The following is a 22,857-nucleotide window of genomic DNA, read 5'->3' as shown; positions in this document are numbered from 1 at the left end:
CAACCCACGTTAAAGTCTGCGGCGGGATCGCACGCTTTCTAGTCGGGATATACCAACGTTGACTAGAAAGCCCCGTCATGGATACCCTTGTTTTCAAAACCCTTCGTCGCCTCGTCAAAACCGGAACTCTCACGATAACAACCGCCAACGGGGTCACCAGGAGCTTCGGTGACGGGGCCGGTCCGGCGGTGGCAGTGCGGTTCAGAACCGCCGCGGCGCAGCGTCGGGTTCTGCTCGATCCCGAGTTGCGGCTTGGCGAAGCCTTCGTCGACGGCGACCTTATCATCGAACAGGGTACCATCACGGAGGTGCTCGAGCTGCTTCTGTCCCAGGACCAGAACGACGCGGCGACGATCACGACAAAGATACTCTCCCGCTTGCGTTTTGCTCTCCGGCGGCGGGTGCAGAAAAACGTCCGTCAGAAATCCAGGCGAAACGTTGCTCATCACTACGATCTCAGCAGCAAGCTCTACGAACTCTTCCTCGATAAGGACATGCAGTACAGCTGCGCCTATTTCGAAAGAGCAGACATGTCTTTGGATGAGGCGCAGCAGGCCAAGAAGCGCCACATTGCTGCTAAGCTCCTGCCTGGTCGTCATGCGCGCGTGCTCGACATCGGCTGCGGCTGGGGCGGTCTGGCGCTCTACCTGGCTGAGGCTTTCGACGCCCATGTCACCGGGATCACGCTTTCGAGCGAACAACTCGAATTTGCTAGGGGGCGGGCAGCGGCGGCTTCAGATCCGGCGCGTCTGGAATTCCGATCGCAGGACTACAGGGACGTGAACGAACGTTTCGACCGGATCGTGTCAGTGGGTATGTTCGAACATGTCGGCGTCAATCACTACGATGAGTTCTTCCGAAAATGCCGCGATCTGCTCGATGATGAAGGCGTTTTCGTGCTGCATTCGATCGGCCGCTCCGATCCGCCGGGTTTCACCAACCCGTGGATCGCCAGATACATTTTCCCGGGCGGATACATACCGGCTCTTTCCGAGGTCCTGCCGGCGATCGAGCGGGCGGGGCTCGTGGTCACCGATGTCGAGATCCTGCGCCTTCACTATGCCGAAACGCTCAGACATTGGCGCGAGCGATTTCTCGCCCGCCGCACTGAGGCGGTCGATCTCTTCGATGAGCGCTTTGCGCGCTTGTGGGAGTATTATCTCGGCGTCTCGGAACTCGCTTTCCGCTATCAGGGGATGATGGTGTTCCAGATCCAGATCGCCAGGCGACAGGACGCCGTCCCGCTGACGCGGGGTTATATCGAGCGGGAAGAGCGTCGCTTGCAGGCGGTCAGTACCACACAGCCGGAATGTGAGTCGGCACAGGAACACTCATGCGTGGCGGTCGGCTGAAAAGCCATTGCCTCGCCGTAAACGGCTGCTTGTGCCCCCTTGATCCAGTTCATCTTTTGTCGCGCGCTTCGCTGATCATACCGCGAGCCAGTCGCACACGATGCGAGGAATACGCCGATTGAGCAAAAAGGCCGCCGTCATGGAGAAGATTGCGATCGCGCCGAAATGCCAAAGCAGGACCATCGCGCCGGTGTCCAGGCCATGAAACAGATTGAACATGGTTGCAGGCAGGGAAAAGGCTGACAGAGCGGCGACCGCGATTGTCGGCCCCCTCCACAGGATCAGGCCGATCCGGCCGAGGCCAAGCATCGCGAAGAAGATCGGAATTCCGACGATCCCGATAACGAGCGGGCATTGTGGACTCGTCTCGAAGGCGAAAGCACGCCAACCCTCCCGGGAGACGTCGAGGGCGATGCTGGTAAATTCCGACACGAGCCAGAGTCCCAGGGCGATCAGGGGCAGGAGGAGCCAGGACCGGGATAGCGGTGAGATGCGCACGATCAAAAGCGCCAGCACACCAGTGACAAAGATCATCGCCGAGGTCGCAACTGAGGTGACAAACATACCGTCCGCCAATCGAGAGGGAAGATCGGCACGAAGCGGCCGCGCCAAGAGGAGCGCCGGCACCATGATCGCAAGGATGGCGGCGGCGCAGAGCCGGCGGGTTCGGATTCGGCTTTCAACGTGTCGCGGCCTTATATCCGCCGCAAGCCTGTCGATCAGATCTTCCGTTCGTAGTCGCCGCCGCGTCATCGTCAGTTTCCACTGAAAGCCGCGCCCATCGCCGGCTGATACTCCAGGGCGGGTGGTTCAGATGAAGGGCCGCCGCACGAGGGTTCGATGTGTCATTCGCAGGAGAACGGCAAATTGTTACCTTTGCCACACCTTCCGATCCGAATTCCAACAGATTGGAATGGGCTTTGCTGCAGCAAAGGCCTGGCGCCTGTTTTTCGCTTTATTGAACATGATCACTGGAGAATGTCACCGAGATCGGCCGCGAACGTCCCGGAACGGTGATCTCGACGGCGATGTCGTAGCGATCGTTTCCCGAGAGAGTGACAAAACCACCGTAGGTGATCGTGTTCTCGATTTTCATCGGCTCGAGCTGGATGGTTTGCTGGCCAACGTGACCCAGGCCGCTGATGGTTGCGGACACGCTCGCGTTCTCCACGCGTGCGCCTGTCTGGTCGTCGAAAACGGCGACGACGAGGTGTTGCTGATGCCGCGCGGTTCCAGGCCCGCCGTGCATTGTGCTTTCCGGGTGACCGGTCGGATGACCCCGGACGACAGGGGCCGGGACGATGCCAAGGTAAACGGCAAGGCCGCCCGCTTTCTGATAGCCATCGTTTGCCATTGCGGTGCCGAGCGCGAGCATCATCGCGATCAGCACACCAGAACTCCGCAGCCATGCCCTTACCGCCATGTGATCTACTCCGACAGCGAACTTCCGTGAGGCTCCGCGATCCTTGTGGGGGTTTGACGCCATGACAAGTTCGTTCCGCATCTATTCGCCGCGCTGCCGCAGCCACTGACGCATGTCATCGATTTCGGTCTGCTGCGCGGCGATAATCTGCTGCGCCCAGGCTTTGGTCTGATGGTCGGTCCCAAGCTCAAGAACGGCCCGGGCCATATCGATGGCTGCCTGATGGTGCGGGATCATCCCTTTGACGAATGCGACATCCGGATCCGTCGACTGCATCGCTTCCATCATCGGTGCGTGCATGCCCATCATGGCACGCATGTAGGCCTGCGAGGCGTGCGGCAGCGATGCCAGGCAGGCCGACATGTGGTCGCCCATCATGCTTTCCATCATCTCCATCATCGGTGCGCATTGTTGCGGCATGCTCATGGTTGCTGACGGGGGCTGTTCGCCTGCCGGTCGGGTGTCATGGTGCGCATCATTCTGCGCGAACGCCGTTGCCGGTGCGAACACCAGCGCAAGTGCCAGCATCGTTCTCATTCTGGGCTGCATGTCGAGCCTCCTTGCTGTTGCGATGGGCCGCGCATCTGCATTCCATGCATATGTGTCGACCGGATCCGTTGTGCCGCTGCCGTGTAGATCCACGATTGCGTCCAATCGATATGTGGTTCGACATAGGCCGATGCGCGGCAGGCGAACTTAACTTCGATCAAGGAATGGCGGGCGCTTCGACCAGAAGATCACCGATATGGTCTTCGAGCGACCGCGTTTGCCTTCTCTGCGCACGACGTGGGTGGCCATCCGCGGGTTCCCGACACGCTCAGGTTCAAATGCGATCGCCTCACAGGTTAGCCAGGGTGACGGTGACAACACACAAGAAGGGGGGCGTACCATGAGCATCGCATCGTCGGCGACCGAAGCAAGGAAATGGTGGTTTCCAACCGCCTACACCATTCTGTTCGGACTTATCGTGCTCGTCGCAGCGCTGACCTGGATCATTCCGGCCGGCCAGTACCAACGGGTGCAAAACCCCGCACTGGACCGCGAAGTTCCAGTCGCCGGTACATATACCGTGAGCGAACCGGATCCGCAGGGCGTATTCGACGTCATCATGGCCCCAATCGGCGGGCTTTATAACCCCGTGACCAATGCGGCCAACGCCATCGACGTTGCGCTCTTCGTGCTCATTATCGGCGGGTTCATCGGTGTCGTCGCCTCCACCGGAGCAATCAACTCCGGTATCAGCAGTGCCATGAGGTCACTCAAGGGCCGCGAGAAGTGGATGATCCCGGTGCTTATGGCGCTGTTCGCCTTCGGCGGCACGACGTACGGCATGGCTGAGGAGACGCTTGCCTTCTATGTGCTCCTGATCCCGATCATGATCGCGGCGCGGTACGATGCCGTGACCGCGGTGGCGATCATCCTGCTTGGTGCAGGCGTCGGCGTGTTGGGCTCCACGGTCAACGCCTTTGCCACAGTCATTGCGTCCGACGCCGCGGGTATCCCTTTCACCCAGGGAATCGTGCTGCGCTTCGTCATTTTGGGGCTCTCCTGGCTCGCCTGCGTCATCTATGTCATGCGCTATGCAGAGCGCGTCCGGATCGACCCCAGCCGCTCCCTCGTCTATGATCGCAAGGCGGACAACGAGGCGCATTTTCTTGCCGCACATGGCGGCGAGGCACTTGAATTTACCGGCCTGCACAAGGTCGTGCTTGTGGTGTTCGCACTCACCTTCGTGGTCATGATCTGGGGCGTGCTGCGGGCCGGATGGTGGATGGGCCAGATGAGCGGCCTTTTCCTGGCCTCGGCAATCCTCATTGGCCTGATCGCGCGTCCTGGCGAGGAGAAATTCGTCGACGCCTTCGTCAACGGGGCGCGCGACCTTCTGGGTGTGGCGCTGATCATCGGCCTCGCGCGCGGCATCGTCGTGATCATGGATGCAGGAAAGATAACCGATACGATCCTGCACTGGGCTGAACTCTCGGTTGCGGGACTGGGAGAGGTCGCGTTCATCAACGTGATCTACTGGATCAATGTCCTACTCTCCTTCTTCGTGCCGTCTTCCTCCGGGCTGGCCGTTCTGTCGATGCCGATCATGGCACCCGTCGCGGACTTCGCAGGGGTCGGTCGCAACCTCGTCGTCACCGCCTATCAATCGGCCAACGGCCTGGTGAACCTGATCAACCCGACATTTGCCGTGGTGATGGGCGCGCTCGCCATCGGCCGCGTCCCCTATGAGCGCTGGCTCCGATTCATGGCGCCGCTGCTCCTCATACTCACCGTCATCATCATGGCCAGCCTCAGCGCAGCCGTGCTGCTCGCTGCCTGAAGGAGAACCAGGATGACCATTACCTACGGCGTTCATTCCGAGGTCGGCAAGCTCAGACGCGTTCTGGTCGACCGGCCGGGCGCAGCCCTTACCCGCCTAACCCCTGGCAATTGTCATGAACTGCTCTTCGACGACGTTATCTGGGTCAAGCAGGCCCGTGTCGAGCACATGACGTTCGTCGATGCGATCCGCCATCGCGGCAGCGAAGTCGTCTTCCTGCGCGAGGCGTTGGCGCAGACGATGCAGGATATGGAGGCGCGCCGCTGGTTGTTGGAGCGGCGGGTCAACGTGAACACTGTGGGTGTCGGGCTTGCCGACGATCTCTGCGCCCACCTGATGGAAATCAATTCCGACGATCTGTCGCTCATCCTCATGGGCGGCATGAGCAGGGCGGAACTGCCGGTCGCGCCAACCGGCGTGCTGGCGCCGGTCCTGCGGCCGCAGGATTTCTTGCTTCCCCCGCTCCCGAACCATTTGTTTACGCGCGACACGACGTGCTGGATCTATGGCGGTGTCACGCTCAACCCCATGCGCTGGAATGCCCGCAAGCTCGAGACGGTGAACATTGCCGCCGTCTATCGTTTTCATCCGGACTTTCGCAACGCCGGCTTTCCTGTCTGGTGGGGCGACCCGGATGAGGACTACGGACTGGCTACCGCAGAGGGCGGAGATGTCATGCCGCTTGGAAACGGCCTCGTGCTGATAGGTATGGGAGAGCGCACCACGCCGCAGGCCGTGGGGCAGATCGCGCGCGCCCTGTTCGCCAAAGGGGCCGCTGAACGCGTCATCGCGTGCAAACTGCCCGTCGAGCGCGCCTCCATGCATCTCGATACCGTGTTTACCTTTTGCGATCGCGACCTGGTGACGTTGTTTTCGGACGTTGTGGACGGCATCACCGCCTACTCGCTGCGGCCGGGTGCGAAGGCCGGGGAAATCGACGTGCGGCAGGAGACGGGCCATCTTACGGAGGTTGTGGCGCGGGCGCTCAGCCTCAAGAAGCTGCGGGTGGTGCAGACTGGCGGTGATGCCTATGTGGCCGAGCGCGAGCAATGGGACGACGGAAACAATGTCGTCGCCCTCGAGCCTGGCGTGGTCGTTGCCTATGACCGCAACACCTATACCAACACGCAACTGCGCAAGGCTGGCGTGGAGGTCATCACGGTGCCCGGCGCCGAGCTCGGCCGCGGCCGAGGCGGCGGCCATTGCATGACTTGTCCGCTGATCCGCGATCCGATCTAGGGAGGAAAGAATGCCCGTCAATCTTGTCGGCCGCAGCGTGCTCAAGCTATTCGATTTTTCACCGGACGAAATCCGTTTTCTGCTGCGGCTCTCCGCATCGCTCAAACAGGCCAAGTATGGCGGTTACGAACAGCAACGGCTCAAAGGAAAGAACATCGCGCTGATCTTCGAGAAGGATTCAACGCGTACCAGGACCGGCTTCGAGGTCGCCGCCTACGATCAGGGTGCGCATGTCACCTATCTCGGCCCGTCAGGAACGCAGATCGGCAAGAAGGAGTCGATGAAGGATACCGCCCGGGTGCTTGGACGCATGTATGATGGTATCGAGTATCGCGGCTTTGGCCAGGTACAGGCCGAGACACTCGCCGCTCATGCCGGCGTGCCTGTCTATAATGGCCTGACGGACGAGTTCCATCCGACGCAGATTCTCGCCGATTTTCTGACCATGCGCGAGTACACGCGCAAGCACCTGTCGCAACTCTCCTTCTGCTTCCTCGGCGATGCCGGCAACAATATGGGCAATTCGCTCCTCACCGGAGCGACGTTGATCGGCATGGACGTGCGGCTTGGTGCGCCGAAGACGTGTTGGCCGGACGAGGCGTTGGTCGATCAATGCCGGGCCGTGGCGGAGAAGACCGGAGCACGGATTACGCTCACGGAGGATCCTCAGGAAGCGTCGAAAGGGTGCGACTTCGTCTATACCGATGTCTGGGTCTCGATGGGCGAACCTGATTCGGTCTGGGACGAGCGCATCAGGCTTTTGACACCCTACCGCGTCACCGCCGATCTGATGCGCGCCACGGGCAATCCCCACGCCAAGTTCATGCACTGTCTTCCGGCCTTTCACAACCGCGAGACCGAGATCGGTGAGAAGATTTATGAGCAATACGGCATCGACTGCATGGAAGTGACGGAAGAAGTCTTCGAGTCGCATGCTTCCATCGTCTTTGACCAGGCGGAAAACCGCATGCATACAATCAAGGCGATTCTCGTCGCCACATTGGGAGTGTGATCATGCGGGTCGTTGTTGCGCTGGGCGGCAACGCCCTTCTCAAGCGAGGCGAGCCTATGACGGCGGAGGTGCAGCGCGCCAATGTGCGCAAGGCTGCGGCGGCGCTTGCCGACCTTGCCGCGCATCACGACATCGTCGTGGCGCATGGAAGCGGACCGCAGGTCGGTCTGCTTGCCCTTCAGGCGGCGGCGCTGAAGGATATTGCTCCCTACCCCCTCGACGTCATCAGTGCCGAGAGCATCGGCATGATCGGCTATCTGGTCGAGCAGGAACTGGCCAATGCGCTTCCGCAAGCCGCAAGGCTGGCGACATTGCTGACCCATATCGAGGTTGACCCGGACGATCCCGCCTTCGGCCGGCCGGAAAAACCTATCGGTCAGATCTACGATTGGTCAGAAGCCGAGAGCGCACGCATTGCGCATGGCTGGCCGATGACAGAAGAGGCGCCCGGGCGGTGGCGGCGGGTGGTGCCGTCACCCCTGCCGAAACGCATCGTCCAGATGGAGGTAATCCGCCTGCTGGTCGATGCTGGTGTGGTGACGATCTGCGTCGGTGGTGGTGGTATTCCCGTCATTCGGGACATCTCGGGCGGCCTTCAGGGCGTGGAGGCCGTTATCGACAAGGATCGTGCTGCCGGCCTGCTCGCCGCGGACCTCGCCGCCGATGCATTCCTGATGCTGACCGACGTCGATGCCGTCTATCTCGACTGGGGCACGCCACAACAGCGTCCGGTTCGAGCGGCGCAACCGGCCGAGTTGGCGGCTTTTGCGTTTCCGCCCGGGTCCATGGGGCCAAAAGTGGAAGCCGCTTGCCAGTTCGCCGGGACACCCGGCCGGATCGCGGGCATCGGACGCCTGGAAGATGCCCGCGCGATTCTGGAGGGCAAAGCCGGCACGATCGTCAAGTCGGCATAGTGGTTGGCCGACCGCTTCCCACGCTACGCTGATGCCGCGCGAAGCCAGAACTTGATCTGGATTAAAGATTCACGCGCGTTTGGCGGCGAGGTTGCACATCTAAACATTGTCTCTTCCAAAGCCTTGATCAGTGCGGCAGAACCCCTGTAGCCCGCTGTGATGGACGTCTGGACGGGCTCATACGGACGAGGAAAAATGAGTTCACCGCACTCCCATCACGATCACCGGAATCATAACCATCATGCAACCGGCGAAGCAGCGCAGGAAGCCGGGCAAGGTGCTTCCAGCATCGTTTCTGCGGCAGGGTCCAGCCATTCGGATCACGCCGGCCACGATCACGGCGCCATGGTCGCGGACTTTCGCCGCCGGTTTTGGGTGACCCTCGTGCTTACCCCTCCGGTGCTACTGCTCTCTCCGATGATAAGAGACTGGCTCGGGCTCTCGGACGTGCTCTCCTTCCCAGGCGACGGATGGGTCCTGTTCGCATTGTCGACCATCGCCTACTTCTATGGTGGCTGGCCCTTTCTGACCGGTTTCTTCTCCGAGCTGCGCAAGGGGCAGCCCGGCATGATGACACTCATCGCGCTGGCGATCTCGGCTGCGTACTTTTTCTCCGCCGCTGTCACGTTCGGTTTTCCGGGCGAAGCGTTCTACTGGGAGCTCGTCACCCTCATCGCCATCATGCTGCTCGGTCACTGGATCGAAATGCGCTCCGTGATGGGCGCGTCGCGTGCCCTGGAAGAGCTCGTTCGCCTCTTGCCCGATAGCGCGACCCGCATCGACGACGACGGCAAGATGCACGAGGTACCGATCTCCGATCTCAAGCCCGGTGATCGCGTCATCGTCCGCCCGGGCGCCAAGGTTCCGGTCGACGGCGAAATCGTCGAGGGCTCGTCCGGCTTCAACGAGGCGATGCTGACGGGCGAATCGCGTCCCGTCACCAAGACGGTCGGCGCAACGGCGATCGGCGGTGCGATCAACGGCGCCAACGCCGTGACCATCAAAGTGACGAAGACAGGCGATGCGACCTATCTCGCTCAGGTCATCGATCTGGTGAAGAAAGCCCAGGCAACGCGTTCGCGGACACAGGATATCGCCAACAGGGCGGCCGCCTGGCTGACCTACATCGCCCTGGTCGTCGGCTTCGGAACGCTGTTCGTCTGGTGGCTTTGGCTTGGCGCGCCGCTTGAGTTCGCACTGGAACGCATGGTCACCGTGATGGTCGTGGCTTGCCCGCATGCCCTTGGGCTTGCCGTGCCGCTGGTGGTCGCCGTCAGCACATCGCTGAGCGCCAGCAATGGTCTTCTGATCCGTGACCGGGCGGCGTTCGAACGTGCCCGCAATCTCCAGGCAGTCGTTTTGGACAAGACCGGCACACTGACCGAGGGGCGCTTCGGCGTCAGCGACGTCGTGCTGCTCGCGGGTGGCGACGAGAACGCCGAGCTTGCCTTTGCCGCGGCAGCTGAGAGTCAGTCCGAGCACCCGATCGCTCACGGCATCGTGGCTGAAGCGAAACGCAGGAATATCAACATTGAGAAAGCCAGCGAGGTGAGCAATATCACGGGCGAAGGCATTGTCGCGAAGGTCGACGGGCAGGACATTCGCATCGTCAGCCCCGGCCATCTTGCACGACAGGGCAAACCCATCACACATGAAAGGCTGAAGCAGCTCGAAGCGCAGGGCAAAACGGTGGTGGCGCTGGTGCGCAACGGCGAAGCGCGTGCGCTCTTCGCGCTCGCCGACATCGTCCGACCGGAATCGAAAGACGCCATCGCGGAACTCACCCAGCTCGGCATCAAATCAGTCATGTTGACGGGCGACGCAAAGGGTGTAGCCGAGAGCGTGTCGAAGGAACTAGGGATCGCCGAGTACTTCGCGGAGGTTCTGCCCGATCAGAAGTCCGACAAGATCAAGGAGCTTCAGGCTCGGGGCCTCTCGGTGGCAATGGTCGGTGACGGCGTCAACGATGCACCGGCGCTCGTCCAGGCGGACCTCGGCGTGGCCATTGGAGCCGGCACGGATGTGGCCGTGGAGTCGGCGGATGTCGTGCTCGTCAAGAGCGATCCGCGCGATGTCGCGGCAATCCTCGGTCTGTCACGTGCGACCTACCGAAAGATGGTGCAGAACCTCATCTGGGCAACCGGCTACAATACCATAGCCATCCCGATGGCCGCCGGCATCACGTTCGGCACGGGCTTTCTGATGACGCCGGCCATAGCCGCGGTGTTCATGTCAGCCAGCACCATCATCGTTGCCATCAATGCGCAGTTCCTGCGTTTTTACAGGCGCCAAGGCATGAAGGCCGCTTCATGACAAGTGTCCGCTCTTTGAGCCGCTCGCCAGACCAGCCAGGCCTCAGCCTGTTCCTGGCCGTCACCGTTCCTGACATCTCAAATGGCACGGGGGATCGGATTCTTGTTGACGAGGCTTACCCTCGCGCATCCTCACCATTGACCTCGCCAGCGATGGCTGGTGCAGGGTGGCCTCGAATGCCCGAAAGATTCGGCCAGCTCTTCGTTTCGCCCAATCTGCGGATGTCGACGATGCCCGATCGCTCGGGCTGCGGGTTGGGCAGCAGGTCGCATCGGCATGGATCTGGCTGAACCAACCCGACTGAGCTGGAGCGCGCTCTCAGCGGTACTCGTCGCGATGTTCGCGATCACCGTCGGCTATGGTGTCGCGTTGCCGATCCTGCCCTTCCTGATCGAGCAGATCGCCGGCAGGAGCACGCCGCAGGCTCTTTCATGGCACACGGGGCTGCTGACGGGCGTCTACATCATCGCGATCTTCGTCGGCGCGCCGGTCTGGGGACGCATTTCCGATCGCTGCGGCCGCAAGCCGATCATCCTCATGGGCCTTCTGGGTTTTGCCGCGACCACCGGATTGTTCGCCGTCACCGCAAGCCTGCCTCTTCTCTATCTCGGCCGCTTTCTTGCCGGGTTCTTCGCCGCCGCCATCACCCCGGTCGCGTATGCGCTGATCGGCGACTATGCCCCGTCGAAAGAATGGCGCGCCCATCGCTTCGCGCTGATCAACATCGCGGGCACCGCCGGCTTCTTCATCGGGCCTTTGCTCGGAGGGCTGGCGGTGCGTGTCGCTGGAAGCCTCTGGGCACTCCCTCCCGACAGCTCGCTGGCAATGCCATTGCTCACGGCGACAGGCCTGGCCGTGATCGCGGCCGTGTTGGTGCTTTTCCTCCTTCCCTCCGGAACGCGGCGCGAGAGCGGCGATGCATCAACGGACGCCACACAGCTCGAACGGCGGGCGATGCTGCGGCTCCTGGTGATTGCGCTGGTGACGGCGCTCGCGATCGGCGTTTTCGAAGTCGGACTTGCGCTCCGCGGAAAGGTCCTCGGCCTAGATGCCGCACATATCGGCATCATGTTCGCCGAATGCAGCCTCGTGATGGCGGTCGTCCAGGCTCTGGTGTTCTCGCCTCTCATCAAGCCGGAGCTCACGCGCTGGTTCATCGCGCCTGGTTTGGCGACGCTTGCCATCGGGCTGGTCGTCGTTTCGGTCGTTAGCACCTCGGTATTGATGTCGGTCGCCGTCGCGCTGGTGGCCGCGAGTGCCGGCATGCTGTCTCCGGTCGCAACCTACTGGGCGTCGTTCGGCATCCCGACCAGCCAGGGAGCGCAACTCGGCCGCATGACCGCCGCCGCGAGTTTTGGTCAGGCTCTGGGATCGGTCGCAGGCGGCGCGCTGTTCAATCTGCCGATCCTGCCCGATGCGAGCTTCGTCCTCGCCGCGCTGATTGTTCTGGGCACACTGCTGGCCAGTATCCGGCTGCCCCGGCTCCTGATGCCGGAACCGGCAGCGAGCCGATAACTGCCGAAACAGGAATACGCGCAATTGCGCGTGTCTTGCGATACGCTTAGACGGCGACCGTCACGATTGGCGGGCGAGCATGGCTTTGAAACGATAAAGGGCAATCGCGACGAAGCCCGCGCCAAGGCCCGCCATGATCAGAAGATCGCGCCAGACCACATCGAGACCGGCGCCGCGGTAGAGTACAGCTTGTGCGAAACGCACGAAATGCGTGGACGGCGAAAGGTCCAAAATCAGCTGCAGGGCTCGGGGCATGCTCTCGAACGGTGTGAACGAGCCGGACAACAGGAACATCAGCACGAAGACCGGGATGGAGAGCAGCGCAAATTGCGGCATGGAGTTTGCGACCGTGGCGAGCAGGATGCCGAGCGACGTCACGGCGAACAGATAAATGGCCGTTCCGGCAAGAAAAAGCTCGATCGAACCGACGATCTGTGTGCGCAGGACAACCTCGACCACGACGTGAAGGGAAAACGCCGCGGCCAGCAATATGACCAGCCCGTTTGCCCAGATCTTGCCCGCGATGATCTCGCTGGCGCTCACCGGCATAACCAGAAGATGCTCGATCGTGCCATGCTCCCGTTCCCGCATCACCGCGGCACCGACCAGAATGATGGCAAGGATGGTGACGTTGTTGATGACGCCCATGCTTGCCGTGAAGCTGATGGCTTCGAGGTTCGGGTTGAACATCGCGCGGATCACCGCGGTGACCGGGGCGAGCGTCTCGACGGAGGCCTGCTTGAGGAAGCGTGTTGTCTCCTGCGCGACGATCTCCTGGATATAGGCGGTGCCGACGCCGGCCTGTGAGATGCTGGTGGCATCGACATTGACCTGAATGGCCGGGTTGCGGCCGGCGAGAAAATCGGCTTCCAGACCATGCGGAATGTCGAGAACGAACGTGAAGGCGCCCTTGTCCATCAAGCCGTCGAGGCTCGAGCGGTCGATTTCGACCGCCGGCCGGAAATAGGGAGGCCGGAGCGCGTCCTTGATCCGGCCCGAGAGGGTCGAGCGATCGCCGTCGATGACGGCCACCTTGGCGTCGTTGACGTCGGTTCGCATCGCTGTCGCTTCGGAATAGACAGCGAAGGTGAAGACGTAGGCGATGAGCACCACCATCACGACGTCGCGCGACAGACTGGCGAATTCCTTGACGCCGAGACGGAAGGCGTTTTCGATCCAGCGCCGCATCGCTACGCCCCCTGCTTGCGGATCAAGAGCCGCGCCAGCAGCAGGAATCCAAGCGCGAACGCCGCCAGCACCAGAAGCTCGCGGGCGAACGCTGGCGTGTCGAGACCTTTGGCGAACACGCCGAGGCTGATGGTCTGGAACCAAAGCGGCGGGAATGACAGGCCCATGATGCGGCCCGGCCCCTCGAGCGAGGAGGCCGGGATCAGGAAGCCCGAATAATGCGCTGCGGTCATCGCCGTCAGAATGGCGGTGCCGAATATCGCGGCGACCTGGGTCGAGACGAAGGCGGAAACGAGAAGCCCGAATGCCGTCGCGGCGTAGACATAGACCAGGGCTGCGAGCGAGAGCGCCAGCAGCGAGCCCTTCGGCACGACGCCCAGCACGCCACCGGCGAAAGCCAGCAGGCTGAGATAGCTCAGGACGCCGATCACAACATAAGGGAGCTGCTTGCCGAGTAGATACTCGCCGACCGTCGCCGGCGACGCATAGACATTCGCGATCGACCCCATCTCCTTTTCCCGCACAACCCCGAGGGCGGTCAGCATCGCCGGGAAGATGATCAGCAGCAGCATGATCGATCCCGGCGTGATCGCGAAGACGGAACGGAAATCCTGATTGTAACGAAAGCGCGGCTCGACCCGCAGCGTCTCGGCCGGCAGTCCGTTGGCGCCACGAGGGGCGCGCGCCAGCTCGCCGGCATAGGTCTGAAGCGTGCCAAGAATGTAGGCGCGCGCGGTCTCGGCGGGAAAGGTATTGCCGCCGTCGAGCCAGAAGCCGACCTCGGGCCGGCGGCCTTGCAAGAGGTCGCGGCCGAAGCCGGGCGGGACGTCGATGGCGAATTTCAGCTCGCCGGCGCGCAGGCGCCGGTCGATCTCGACATCGTCGTTCAGACGTGCCTGCTCGACGAAGTACCGCGAGTTCGAGAACTGGTCGAGAAACGCGCGGCTTTCCAGAGATTGGTCGCGGTCGAGCGCCGCGTAGCGCAAACGTTCGATATCAAACGATATCCCGTAGCCGAACGCCGCCATCAGCAGCAGCGGACCGATCAGCGCGAAGGCCAGCCGGATGCGATCCCGGCTGAGCTCGAGCGCCTCCCGGCGTGCAAACGTCCAGATCCGCTTCATCGAAGCAAGGCGCGGCGTTTGCGCCACCTCGGCATTGTTGTTCAGCCTCACTGAGGTCGGCTCGACCACGCCAACCGCTTCATCAGTCACGGACGGCTCGCCGGCACCCGTGCCCGCCGCATCTTCCAAATAGGCGACGAAGGCATCCTCGAGGCTTGCGGCCTTACGTGCGGCCTGGAGCTCGCGTGGCGCGCCGACCGCCAGCACGCGGCCCGCATGCATGAGAGAGACGCGGTCGCAGCGCTCGGCCTCGTTCATGAAATGCGTCGAGATGAAGATCGTCACCCCGTCGCGGCGCGACATTTCGAGCAGGAGGCTCCAGAAGCGGTCGCGGGCCGCCGGATCGACGCCCGATGTGGGCTCGTCCAGGATCAGGACGTCCGGCCGATGCAGGCACGCCGCCGCCAGTTGAAGACGCTGGCGCATGCCCAAGGGCAAGGCGTCCGGCAGCATCTCGGCGACATTACCGAGCTCGAAGCGCGACAAGGCCTCATCGACCCGCTCACCCAGCCCCTTGCCGCCGATGCCGCAGAGTCGTCCGTGCAGTTCGAGATTGCCGCGCACGGTCAGCTCTTCGTAAAGCGAAAAAGATTGCGAGACATAGCCGATCCGCGTCCTCGCCGAGATGTCGCGCGCATCGACCGGCTTGCCCAGGAGCTCGGCACGGCCTTCGGTCGCGGGAAGCAGCCCGGTCAGCATCTTCATCGTCGTCGTCTTGCCGCAGCCATTGGAGCCGAGGAAGCCGAAGATCTCGCCGCGCTCGATGCGAAAGCTGACATGGTCGACCGCGGTGAAATCGCCAAAGCGCATGGTCAGGCCTTCGGCCACGATGGCCGGCGGTCCGCCGTCGGGTTTGAGACGCGGCACGGACGGCGCCGCGCGCGCCCCGCGCCGTTCCGGACGCTGTAGCTCGATATAGGCCTGTTCGAGAGTGGTGGCGCCGGCGCGCGCAAGCAGGTCCGTCTGACTTCCTTCAGCGATGATCGCGCCATCGTCGATCGCCACGATACGATCGAAGGCGCCAGCCTCCTCCATGTAGGCGGTCGCCACGATCACCGTCATGGTCGGCCGCTCGGCCTGGATACGTCCGATCAACGTCCAGAACTGGCGGCGCGACAACGGATCGATCCCGGTCGTCGGTTCGTCCAGAATGAGGAGATCGGGATCATGAACCAGCGCGCAGCACAGCCCGAGCTTCTGCTTCATCCCGCCGGAGAGTTTCCCCGCCGGTCGTTCGGCGAAGGGAAACAGCCCCGTGACCCGCATGAGCTCGTCGATCCGTCGACGCCGACCATCGTCCGGCTGGGTGTAGAGCCGGGCGAAAAAGTCGATGTTCTCGTAGACCGACAAGGTCGGATAGAGATTGCGTCCGAGCCCTTGCGGCATATAGGCGATGCGGGGCGCGGCCTCGTTGCGGTGCGCCGCCGAAGCCATGTCGCCGCCCAGCACATTGACCGAACCGCGCTGAATGCGGCGAACCCCCGCGATCAAGCCGAGCAAGGTCGACTTGCCGACCCCATCCGGGCCGACGATGGCGAGCTTGCACCCGGGCAGAACGGTCAGAGCCAGATTGCGAAGAGCGATCACCTTCCCATAGGCATGCTGGACGCCCGACAGGCTGACGGCTGTGGCGGGCTCAGCCTCCATCGGGCAGCCTCGGCGCAAGTTCGGTCGGCCAAAGCGCGTCTGGGGTCACCGGAACATAGGCGTTGCCGGTCATCCCCGCCTTGACATAGCCGCGCTCGGAGGTGACCAGCGCCGGGTCGAGATGCAGCTTGACGCGATACATCAGCTTCTCGCGCTCGTTCGCCGTCTCCACGAATTTCGGTGTGAACTGCGCGTCGGCCGAAACGAACGACACGATCGCCGGCAAGACGTAGCCGCCTGGGCCGTCCAGCACGAGGCGGGCCTGCGAGCCCACCGCCACACGACCGGCGGAGGCCGTCGGAAGATAGATCGTCATATGGGCGTCCGAGAGGTCGAAGACCGTCAATATGCGCCCCCCGGCGCCGACGACCTCGCCGGTTCGGGCGAGACGGTACTCGACGCGGCCGGATACCGGGGCCTTCAACGTCATGTCGGCAATGGCGGCTTCGATCTGGCTGACCTGCGCCTCGGCAACCTCGACCGAGGCCTTGGCGTCCTCAACCGCGGCTTTAGCGGTCTGCAGAGACGCGCTTGAGATGTCGCGTTGCGCCGTGCGGCGATCGAGCTCGGCCTGGGTCGAAGTGTTCGTTCGCATGAGGTTGACGACCCGCTGGAGTTCGATTCGCGCAAGATTGAGTTCAGCCTCGCGCAGGGCAACACTCGCTTGCGCACTGGCGACGCTCTGATGGCTGCGATGGACGGCGGCGCGCGCGGCCGTCAACTGGGCCTGGATCTCGCTCGTATCGAGGCGGGCAAGCACGTCGCCCTTGTTGACGTTCGCGCCCTCGTCGACCAGGACTTCAGCCAGTCGCCCGGCATACTTGCTGGTGATGTCGACCCGCTCGACCTCGATCCTTCCATTCACTCGCGCCAGACCTGCTGGAACCCGGTTCTGCGTACCGAGCCAATAGACATAGCCGCCGGCCACAGCAGTGCCAACCAACACGGCGACGACTACAACGGATGATCTGCGCACCTTAGATTCCCTTAAACAGCGAGCGCCCGTCGAGCAGGCCTATCCGGCGATTTTCGATCCGCATCATTCGACCAGAGCGAGACCTGGCTTTCGCGGTGCCTCGCGCTCGAGACCCGTGGTCAGCTTGGCGAGCTCGTCGGGGCCGAGCGTCTCGCGCGCAAGAAGCTCGCGCGCACTGGTATCGAGCACGGATCGGTTGCGCTCGAGGATCGCGCGTGCCTTCTGGAAGGCGCTGTCAATCAGGTCTTTCACCATGTGATCGATGGCCTCGGCCGTCTCATCACTATAGGTGCGCGGCCGCCAGACCGGGGTCTGTCCGACGAGGAAGCTGCCGGTCTCCGGTTCATATGCGACCTGTCCGAGCTCCTTCGACATGCCGAACCGGACCACCATGTTGCGTGCGATGTCCGTCGCCTTGACGAGATCGTCCGCCGCGCCTGTCGAAATCTCGTCGAACACCAGGCTTTCGGCGGCCCGACCGCCAAGCAGCACCGCCATGCGATCCTGCAATTCGGACTGGCTCATGAGGAAGCGATCCTCGGTCGGCCGCTGGAGCGTGTAGCCGAGCGCAGCAATGCCGCGCGGGATGATCGAGACCTTCTGCACCACGTCGGTCTGGGGAAGCGCCATGGCGACGAGCGCATGCCCCATCTCGTGATTGGCGACGATCTGGCGCTCGCGTGGAATGAGAATCCGGCTTTTCTTCTCCAGGCCGGCGACGATACGTTCCACGGCCTGCGTGAAATCGTCGAGCACGGTGGCGCTCGCGCCGCGGCGCGTGGCCACAAGCGCGGCTTCGTTGACCAGATTGGCGAGATCGGCGCCAGTGAAGCCGGGCGTGAGCGCCGCGACCGCCGCGACGTCGAGTTCGGGCGCCACGCTGATCTTCTTCAGGTGCACGTTCAGTATGTCGATCCGGCCCTGACGATCGGGGCGGTCGACCAGAACCTGGCGATCGAAGCGACCTGCGCGCAGCAACGCGGGATCGAGAATCTCTGGCCGGTTCGTCGCGGCGAGAACGATAATGCCGACGCTCGGGTCGAAGCCGTCCATCTCGGCGAGCAGCTGATTGAGCGTCTGCTCCTTCTCGTCATGTCCACCGCCCGGCATATCGACGCCGCGGGCGCGACCGAGCGCATCGAGTTCGTCGATGAAGACGATGGCCGGGGCCTGCGCGCGCGCCTGCTGGAACAGGTCGCGCACGCGCGAAGCGCCGACGCCGACGAACATCTCGACGAATTCGGAACCGGTAATCGAAAAGAAGCGAACCCCCGATTCCCCGGCGACGGCACGCGCCAGAAGCGTCTTGCCGGTTCCGGGCGGACCGACGAGAAGCAGGCCCTTGGGAATGCGCGCGCCGAGCCGGCCATAGGTTGCCGGGTCCTTTAGGAAGCCGACGACTTCGGCGAGCTCCTGCTTGGCTTCATCGACGCCCGCCACATCGGCGAAGGTCACCTTTACAGACTTCTCGCCATAGACTTTCGCCCGGCTGCGCCCGATGCTCATCAGGCCGCCATGCTGTCCGGCCATCATCGGCCGCAGCAGGAATATCCAGATCAACACGAAAATCGCAGCCGGCATCAGCCAGGAGAGCAGGTTTTCGAAGAGGCCCGGCGCGGGTTTGCCGGAGAAGGAAATGTTGCTCTTGGTTAGCACGTCGGCGATCTGCGGATCGACGCGAACCGTGGAGAAATGCTGGGGCGCATCCTTCTCGATAGGCGGCTTGTAAGCGCCGGTGATCTCCGTCGGTCCGACCACCAGGTCGGCGACGCCGTCCCTTTCGATCAGGCTCTGGAACTCGCTGTACGGAATGACCTCGATGTGGCCTTGGCCGACAAGCAGATCCCGGATCAGCAGAACGGCAAAGAAGACCGCAATAAAATACAAGATGTCGAACTTGAAGACCCGCTTCGCGGGCGCTTTGTTCTCATTCTCCATGGGCCGCATTCCCGTACTTCTCTCGCGCGCGACGGCCAATGCGATTTATGTCATCAGCCAGGCGCGTTATGGATCGCCGCGTCTATTGAGCATCAGGATCGACAAGGTTCTCTGCTAAAAGTCACTTGAAGCCTGCTTGGTCGTCAAAATGCGCGCCTGGGAAGGCCGGAACTTTAACTCAGATCAAGATTGCGTCCGGAAAGGTGCTGGCCGGAGCCTTTATGCATCCCTTCGTGCATGACCGGAAATGCCGTTCGCACGCGAGGCCGAGTTGGCACGCAATGGCAAGAACTTAATCTCGATTAAAGAATCGAGCTTCCGTGCGGGCTTTATCTGAGACCTGTCTTCGCCTTTGGGCAAGAAATCATGAGCTGACCGCGCGTCGTGCTGCACGCCGGAACGAGACTGCGAAAGAACGATGATGGCCCCTGCCACAGCCCAGATGACTTCCGTCCCCGTCATCATTGCTCTCCCCGGCAATGAAGCATTTGCGCAAGCACTTGCGAACGCTGGCGCCGGCGAGCTGGGGGCGATCGAGACGCGCAGTTTCCCGGACGGCGAGAGCTATGTCCGCCTCGCGTGCGACGTCGCAGCAAAATCGGTTCTTCTGGTCTCGACGCTCGCTCGCCCCGATGAGGGCTTCCTCCGGCTCGTCTTTCTCGCTGACGCGGCCCGATCGCTCGGCGCCACCGCGGTGACGTTGATCGCTCCATATCTGGCCTATATGCGGCAGGATCGGCGTTTCCGGTCGGGTGAGGCCATCACCTCCCGAACCTTTGCGCGCCTGATCTCGTCCAGCTTCGACCGGCTCGTCACCGTCGATCCGCACCTGCACCGCTATCCGGCGCTGTCCGCGCTCTATGAAATCCCGGCGCTGACGCTGCATGCGGCGCCGCTCCTGGCGGAGTGGATCGCCGCGTCGGTTGCCGATCCGCTGATCATCGGTCCGGACGAGGAAAGCGAGCAATGGGTGTCGGCCATCGCCGCAAAGATCGGCGCGCCGCATGCGGTGCTGCGTAAGATCCGGCATGGCGACCGCGACGTCGAGATCGCGTTTCCCGACCTCTCCTCATCGAGCGGGCTGCAGCCCGTCCTGGTCGACGACATCGCCTCCTCCGGCAATACGCTCATCGAGGCGGCGCGAAAGCTGCCGCCGCTTGGATTCGCACGACCCGACGTCGCTGTCGTGCACGGCATCTTCGCCGGTGATTCCTATACGCGCCTGGCGCCGCTCTGCGGCAGGATCGTCTCCTCCGATTCGGTCAGTCATCCGAGCAACGCGATCGGGCTCGCCCGACTGGTCACGGATGCGCTGGCCATCGCCGACGCTCCCGATCCTGAACTCGTTCGTCATCGACGCCCGCCCGAGCCGCTCGACGACGTCGAACGCGCCGGCATCGATTCCTTTCCCGCCAGCGATCCTCCGTCGTGGACCGGCGGGGTTGAGTGATGCCATCGGCATCGGAAAGCAGACACATCCAGGAAAGGCAGCAGCGCATGGCCGCGACGACGTCCACAGCCTTCGAACACTCCCCAGCATTCGAACATTGGCGTGCCGGCTACGGCCCGATCACGCATAGCGACGAAACCGTCGAGCGCATTCGCGCTCTTGCGCAGTCGCCGAAGCAGAACCCGGACGCGCTTTACCGCCTGCTTGCCGCTGCCGACCGGCTGACCTCCGCCGCGATGTGGACGGTGGTTCACATGACCTATGCCAAGCGCGTCGACCTCTCCGGCGCGTCGCTGCCGCTAGAAGCCTTCAAAGCAACCCCTGAAGGCCATACCGGCGGTTCCCTGAACATGGTGCCGGCCTTTGTCGGCTACCTTGCCGCGAACACGCTCTCGGCCACCACCCGCTCCTGGGTGATGGGACAGGGCCATTGCGTCGCGGCGATCGAGGCGCTCAACGCGCTGACCGGCGACGTTTCGGATGCGCAGAAAGGGCGCTATGACCGGAGCGAGAAAGGGTTGTCCCGGCTCGCCGCCGACTTCTATTCCTATGCTATCAATGCCGAGGGCCGTCCGGCGGTGCCGATCGGCAGCCATGCCGGACCGAACACGGCCGGCGCCATTTCCGAGGGCGGATATCTCGGCTTCGCCGAGGTCCAGTACGTCCATGCCCCGCTACCCGGAGAGAGCCTGGTCGCTTTCGTGAGCGATGGCGCCTTCGAGGAGCAGCGCGGCTCGGACTGGACGGCGCGCTGGTGGCGAGCTGAGGATAGCGGTCTCGTCGTGCCGATCATGATCCTTAACGGCCGACGCATCGAGGAGCGGGCGCAGATTGCGCAGCAGGGCGGCGCCGATTGGCTCGCTGATCATCTCAGGCTCAACGGATTCGATCCGTTCGAGATCGACGGTCGCGATCCCGCGGCCTTCGTCTGGGCGATCCTGACGGCCGAGGAGCGCCTTGGCCGTTTTGCGGGCGATCCCGCCCGCGTCTATCCCGCTCCCATTCCCTACGCCATTGCCAATACCGTGAAAGGCTTCGGCTTTCCAGGCGCTGGCACGAACGCCGCGCACAATCTCCCGCTTGCCGGAAATCCGTCCCGCGACGAGGCCGCGCGAACTGCGTTCAACGAAGCGGCGCGGGTTCTGTTCGTCCCGCAGGAGGAGATCGCCGAGGCCGTTTCAGCAATTGCGATTCACCAGGAGCAGAAGCGTCCCCCGGAGAGCCGGCATCCGCTGGCGTCGCGCCGGCCGTCTGCGCCGAGCCTGCCGCAGCCGCAATGGACCGACAAAAGCGCGCCGGCCGATTGCGCCATGCATGCGCTCGACCGCTGGTTCGTGAGCCTTGTCAACGCAAATCCGTCGCACAGGGTGCGCGTCGGCAATCCGGACGAACTGCGCTCCAACCACATGGGTGCCACCCTTGACCGCCTCCGCCACCGCGTCAATACGCCCGAAGCCGGCGTCGCCGATGCCGTTGATGGCGCCGTGATCACCGCACTCAACGAGGAAGCGGTCGCCGCCGCGGCCCTTGCGAACAAAGGCGGGATCAACCTCATCGTCAGCTACGAAGCCTTCGCGATGAAGATGCTCGGTGGCCTGCGTCAGGAGATCATCTTCGCGCGCCACCAACGCACGGTGGGCCAGAGCCCGGGCTGGATTTCCGTGCCGCTTGTCGTCACCTCGCATACCTGGGAGAATTCCAAGAACGAGCAGTCGCATCAGGATCCGACCGTCGGCGAGGCGCTGCTCGGCGAGATGTCGGACACCGCGCGTGTGCTGTTTCCGGTAGACGCCAACAGCGCCGTCGCCACCATGGCCTCGGTGTTCGAGGGGCGCGGCCAGGTCGCCTGCGTGATCGTCTCAAAGCGCGACATGCCGCACCGCTTCGACGGCGCTGCCGCCGTCCGTTTCGTCGCCGACGGCGCTGCCCACATCGAGGGACAGGTTGACGGCGCCGAGCTGCAGATCGTTGCGATCGGCGCTTACCAGCTCGAAGAGGCGCTCAAGGCGGCGAACCGCCTGAAAGAGCATGGACGGCGGGTCGTGGTGACGGCGATCAACGAGCCCGGTCGCTTCAGGATCCCCCGCGATCCCATCGAGGCGCGTTTTGTGGCGTCCGACGAGGAGCTCGTGCGCCTCTTCCCGGTCGATGTCCCGCGCCTGATCGTCTCGCACACACGGCCCGAGCCGATGCTCGGCCTGCTGCGACGGCTCGACAGCGGTCCGAAACACACTGTGGCCCGCGGCTATATCAGCCGGGGCGGCACGCTGGATGTCGCGGGCCTGCTGTTCGCCAATCGCTGCAGTTGGGCGCATCTGATCGATGCCGCCGCACCTTTGGCTGGGTGGTCGCGCCGCGACTTCCTGACAGTCGCCGAACGCAATGCCATCGATGGGAAAGGCTCGCCCGCCGATCTCACCACTCCTACCAAATGAAGGAC

16 protein-coding genes are annotated in these 22,857 nt (G+C 63.1%); 9 read left to right on the top strand and 7 right to left on the bottom strand.

Features of this window, described 5'->3' with window-relative positions; genetic code table 11:
* The first annotated feature begins 77 nt into the window (after positions 1-77).
* Entirely contained in the window at positions 78-1,352 is a 1,275-nt protein-coding gene (locus tag JZY08_RS20740; protein WP_112585257.1) for a cyclopropane-fatty-acyl-phospholipid synthase family protein, read from the top strand.
* Positions 1,353-1,427: 75 nt separating this feature from the next.
* Here the strand turns inward: JZY08_RS20740 and JZY08_RS20735 are convergent, their stop codons facing one another.
* From JZY08_RS20735 to JZY08_RS20725, 3 genes are all read right to left on the bottom strand, one after another.
* A complete protein-coding gene (locus JZY08_RS20735; protein ID WP_112585255.1) occupies positions 1,428-2,105 on the bottom strand; it encodes an NrsF family protein in 678 nt (225 codons plus the stop codon).
* 202 nt (positions 2,106-2,307) lie between these two features.
* Positions 2,308-2,775, bottom strand: a complete 468-nt coding sequence (locus JZY08_RS20730; RefSeq protein WP_112585253.1) for a hypothetical protein — start codon at positions 2,773-2,775, stop codon at positions 2,308-2,310.
* Between the two features lie 81 nt (positions 2,776-2,856).
* Positions 2,857-3,324: a DUF305 domain-containing protein gene (locus JZY08_RS20725; protein WP_216331578.1), complete on the bottom strand. Its 468-nt coding sequence runs from the start codon at positions 3,322-3,324 to the stop codon at positions 2,857-2,859.
* A 340-nt stretch (positions 3,325-3,664) separates the two neighbouring features.
* On the opposite strand from JZY08_RS20725, the gene JZY08_RS20720 reads away from it, so the two are divergent.
* From JZY08_RS20720 to JZY08_RS20695, 6 genes are all read left to right on the top strand, one after another.
* Entirely contained in the window at positions 3,665-5,101 is a 1,437-nt protein-coding gene (locus tag JZY08_RS20720; RefSeq protein ID WP_112585251.1) for a YfcC family protein, read from the top strand.
* A gap of 12 nt (positions 5,102-5,113) precedes the next feature.
* Positions 5,114-6,340 (top strand): arginine deiminase, encoded by a 1,227-nt coding sequence (locus JZY08_RS20715; RefSeq protein ID WP_112585249.1) that lies wholly within the window; start codon positions 5,114-5,116, stop codon positions 6,338-6,340.
* 10 nt (positions 6,341-6,350) lie between these two features.
* Entirely contained in the window at positions 6,351-7,352 is a 1,002-nt protein-coding gene (gene argF / locus JZY08_RS20710; RefSeq protein WP_077546194.1) for an ornithine carbamoyltransferase, read from the top strand.
* 2 nt (positions 7,353-7,354) lie between these two features.
* A complete protein-coding gene (gene arcC, locus JZY08_RS20705) occupies positions 7,355-8,266 on the top strand; it encodes a carbamate kinase (protein WP_112585244.1) in 912 nt (303 codons plus the stop codon).
* A 195-nt stretch (positions 8,267-8,461) separates the two neighbouring features.
* The gene (locus JZY08_RS20700; RefSeq protein ID WP_216331577.1) at positions 8,462-10,579 is read left to right on the top strand and encodes a heavy metal translocating P-type ATPase; all 2,118 of its coding nucleotides are present in this window, start codon (positions 8,462-8,464) and stop codon (positions 10,577-10,579) included.
* 276 nt (positions 10,580-10,855) lie between these two features.
* Positions 10,856-12,094, top strand: a complete 1,239-nt coding sequence (locus JZY08_RS20695) for an MFS transporter (RefSeq protein ID WP_112585240.1) — start codon at positions 10,856-10,858, stop codon at positions 12,092-12,094.
* A 60-nt stretch (positions 12,095-12,154) separates the two neighbouring features.
* Here the strand turns inward: JZY08_RS20695 and JZY08_RS20690 are convergent, their stop codons facing one another.
* The 4 genes from JZY08_RS20690 to ftsH all read right to left on the bottom strand — a co-directional run bounded on the left by JZY08_RS20690 (position 12,155) and on the right by ftsH (position 18,967).
* On the bottom strand, positions 12,155-13,282 hold the full coding sequence (locus JZY08_RS20690; protein ID WP_112585238.1) for an ABC transporter permease: 1,128 nt from the start codon (positions 13,280-13,282) through the stop codon (positions 12,155-12,157).
* 2 nt (positions 13,283-13,284) lie between these two features.
* Positions 13,285-16,053: a ribosome-associated ATPase/putative transporter RbbA gene (rbbA, locus tag JZY08_RS20685; protein WP_112585236.1), complete on the bottom strand. Its 2,769-nt coding sequence runs from the start codon at positions 16,051-16,053 to the stop codon at positions 13,285-13,287.
* Positions 16,043-17,029 carry an HlyD family efflux transporter periplasmic adaptor subunit gene (locus tag JZY08_RS20680; RefSeq protein ID WP_112585234.1) on the bottom strand — a complete coding sequence of 329 codons (987 nt, stop codon included), beginning with the start codon at positions 17,027-17,029 and terminating at the stop codon, positions 16,043-16,045. Before JZY08_RS20680 ends, rbbA begins: the two co-directional genes overlap by 11 nt.
* A gap of 63 nt (positions 17,030-17,092) precedes the next feature.
* The gene (ftsH, locus tag JZY08_RS20675; protein ID WP_112585232.1) at positions 17,093-18,967 is read right to left on the bottom strand and encodes an ATP-dependent zinc metalloprotease FtsH; all 1,875 of its coding nucleotides are present in this window, start codon (positions 18,965-18,967) and stop codon (positions 17,093-17,095) included.
* A gap of 418 nt (positions 18,968-19,385) precedes the next feature.
* Here ftsH and JZY08_RS20670 point away from each other — a divergent pair, with 418 nt between their 5' ends.
* Together JZY08_RS20670 and JZY08_RS20665 are read left to right on the top strand one after the other, a co-directional pair.
* Complete coding sequence (locus tag JZY08_RS20670; RefSeq protein WP_235864173.1) at positions 19,386-20,417, top strand: ribose-phosphate pyrophosphokinase; 1,032 nt, start codon at positions 19,386-19,388, stop codon at positions 20,415-20,417.
* Positions 20,418-20,464: 47 nt separating this feature from the next.
* Entirely contained in the window at positions 20,465-22,852 is a 2,388-nt protein-coding gene (locus tag JZY08_RS20665) for a xylulose 5-phosphate 3-epimerase (protein WP_216331576.1), read from the top strand.
* The last annotated feature ends 5 nt before the right edge of the window (positions 22,853-22,857 follow it).

It is taken from the genome of Rhizobium sp. X9, assembly GCF_018873185.1.
Lineage (GTDB): Bacteria > Pseudomonadota > Alphaproteobacteria > Rhizobiales > Rhizobiaceae > Agrobacterium > Agrobacterium oryzihabitans.
The sequence above is the reverse complement of the archived record's forward strand: the minus strand, read 5'-3'. Positions and strand labels throughout refer to the sequence as shown.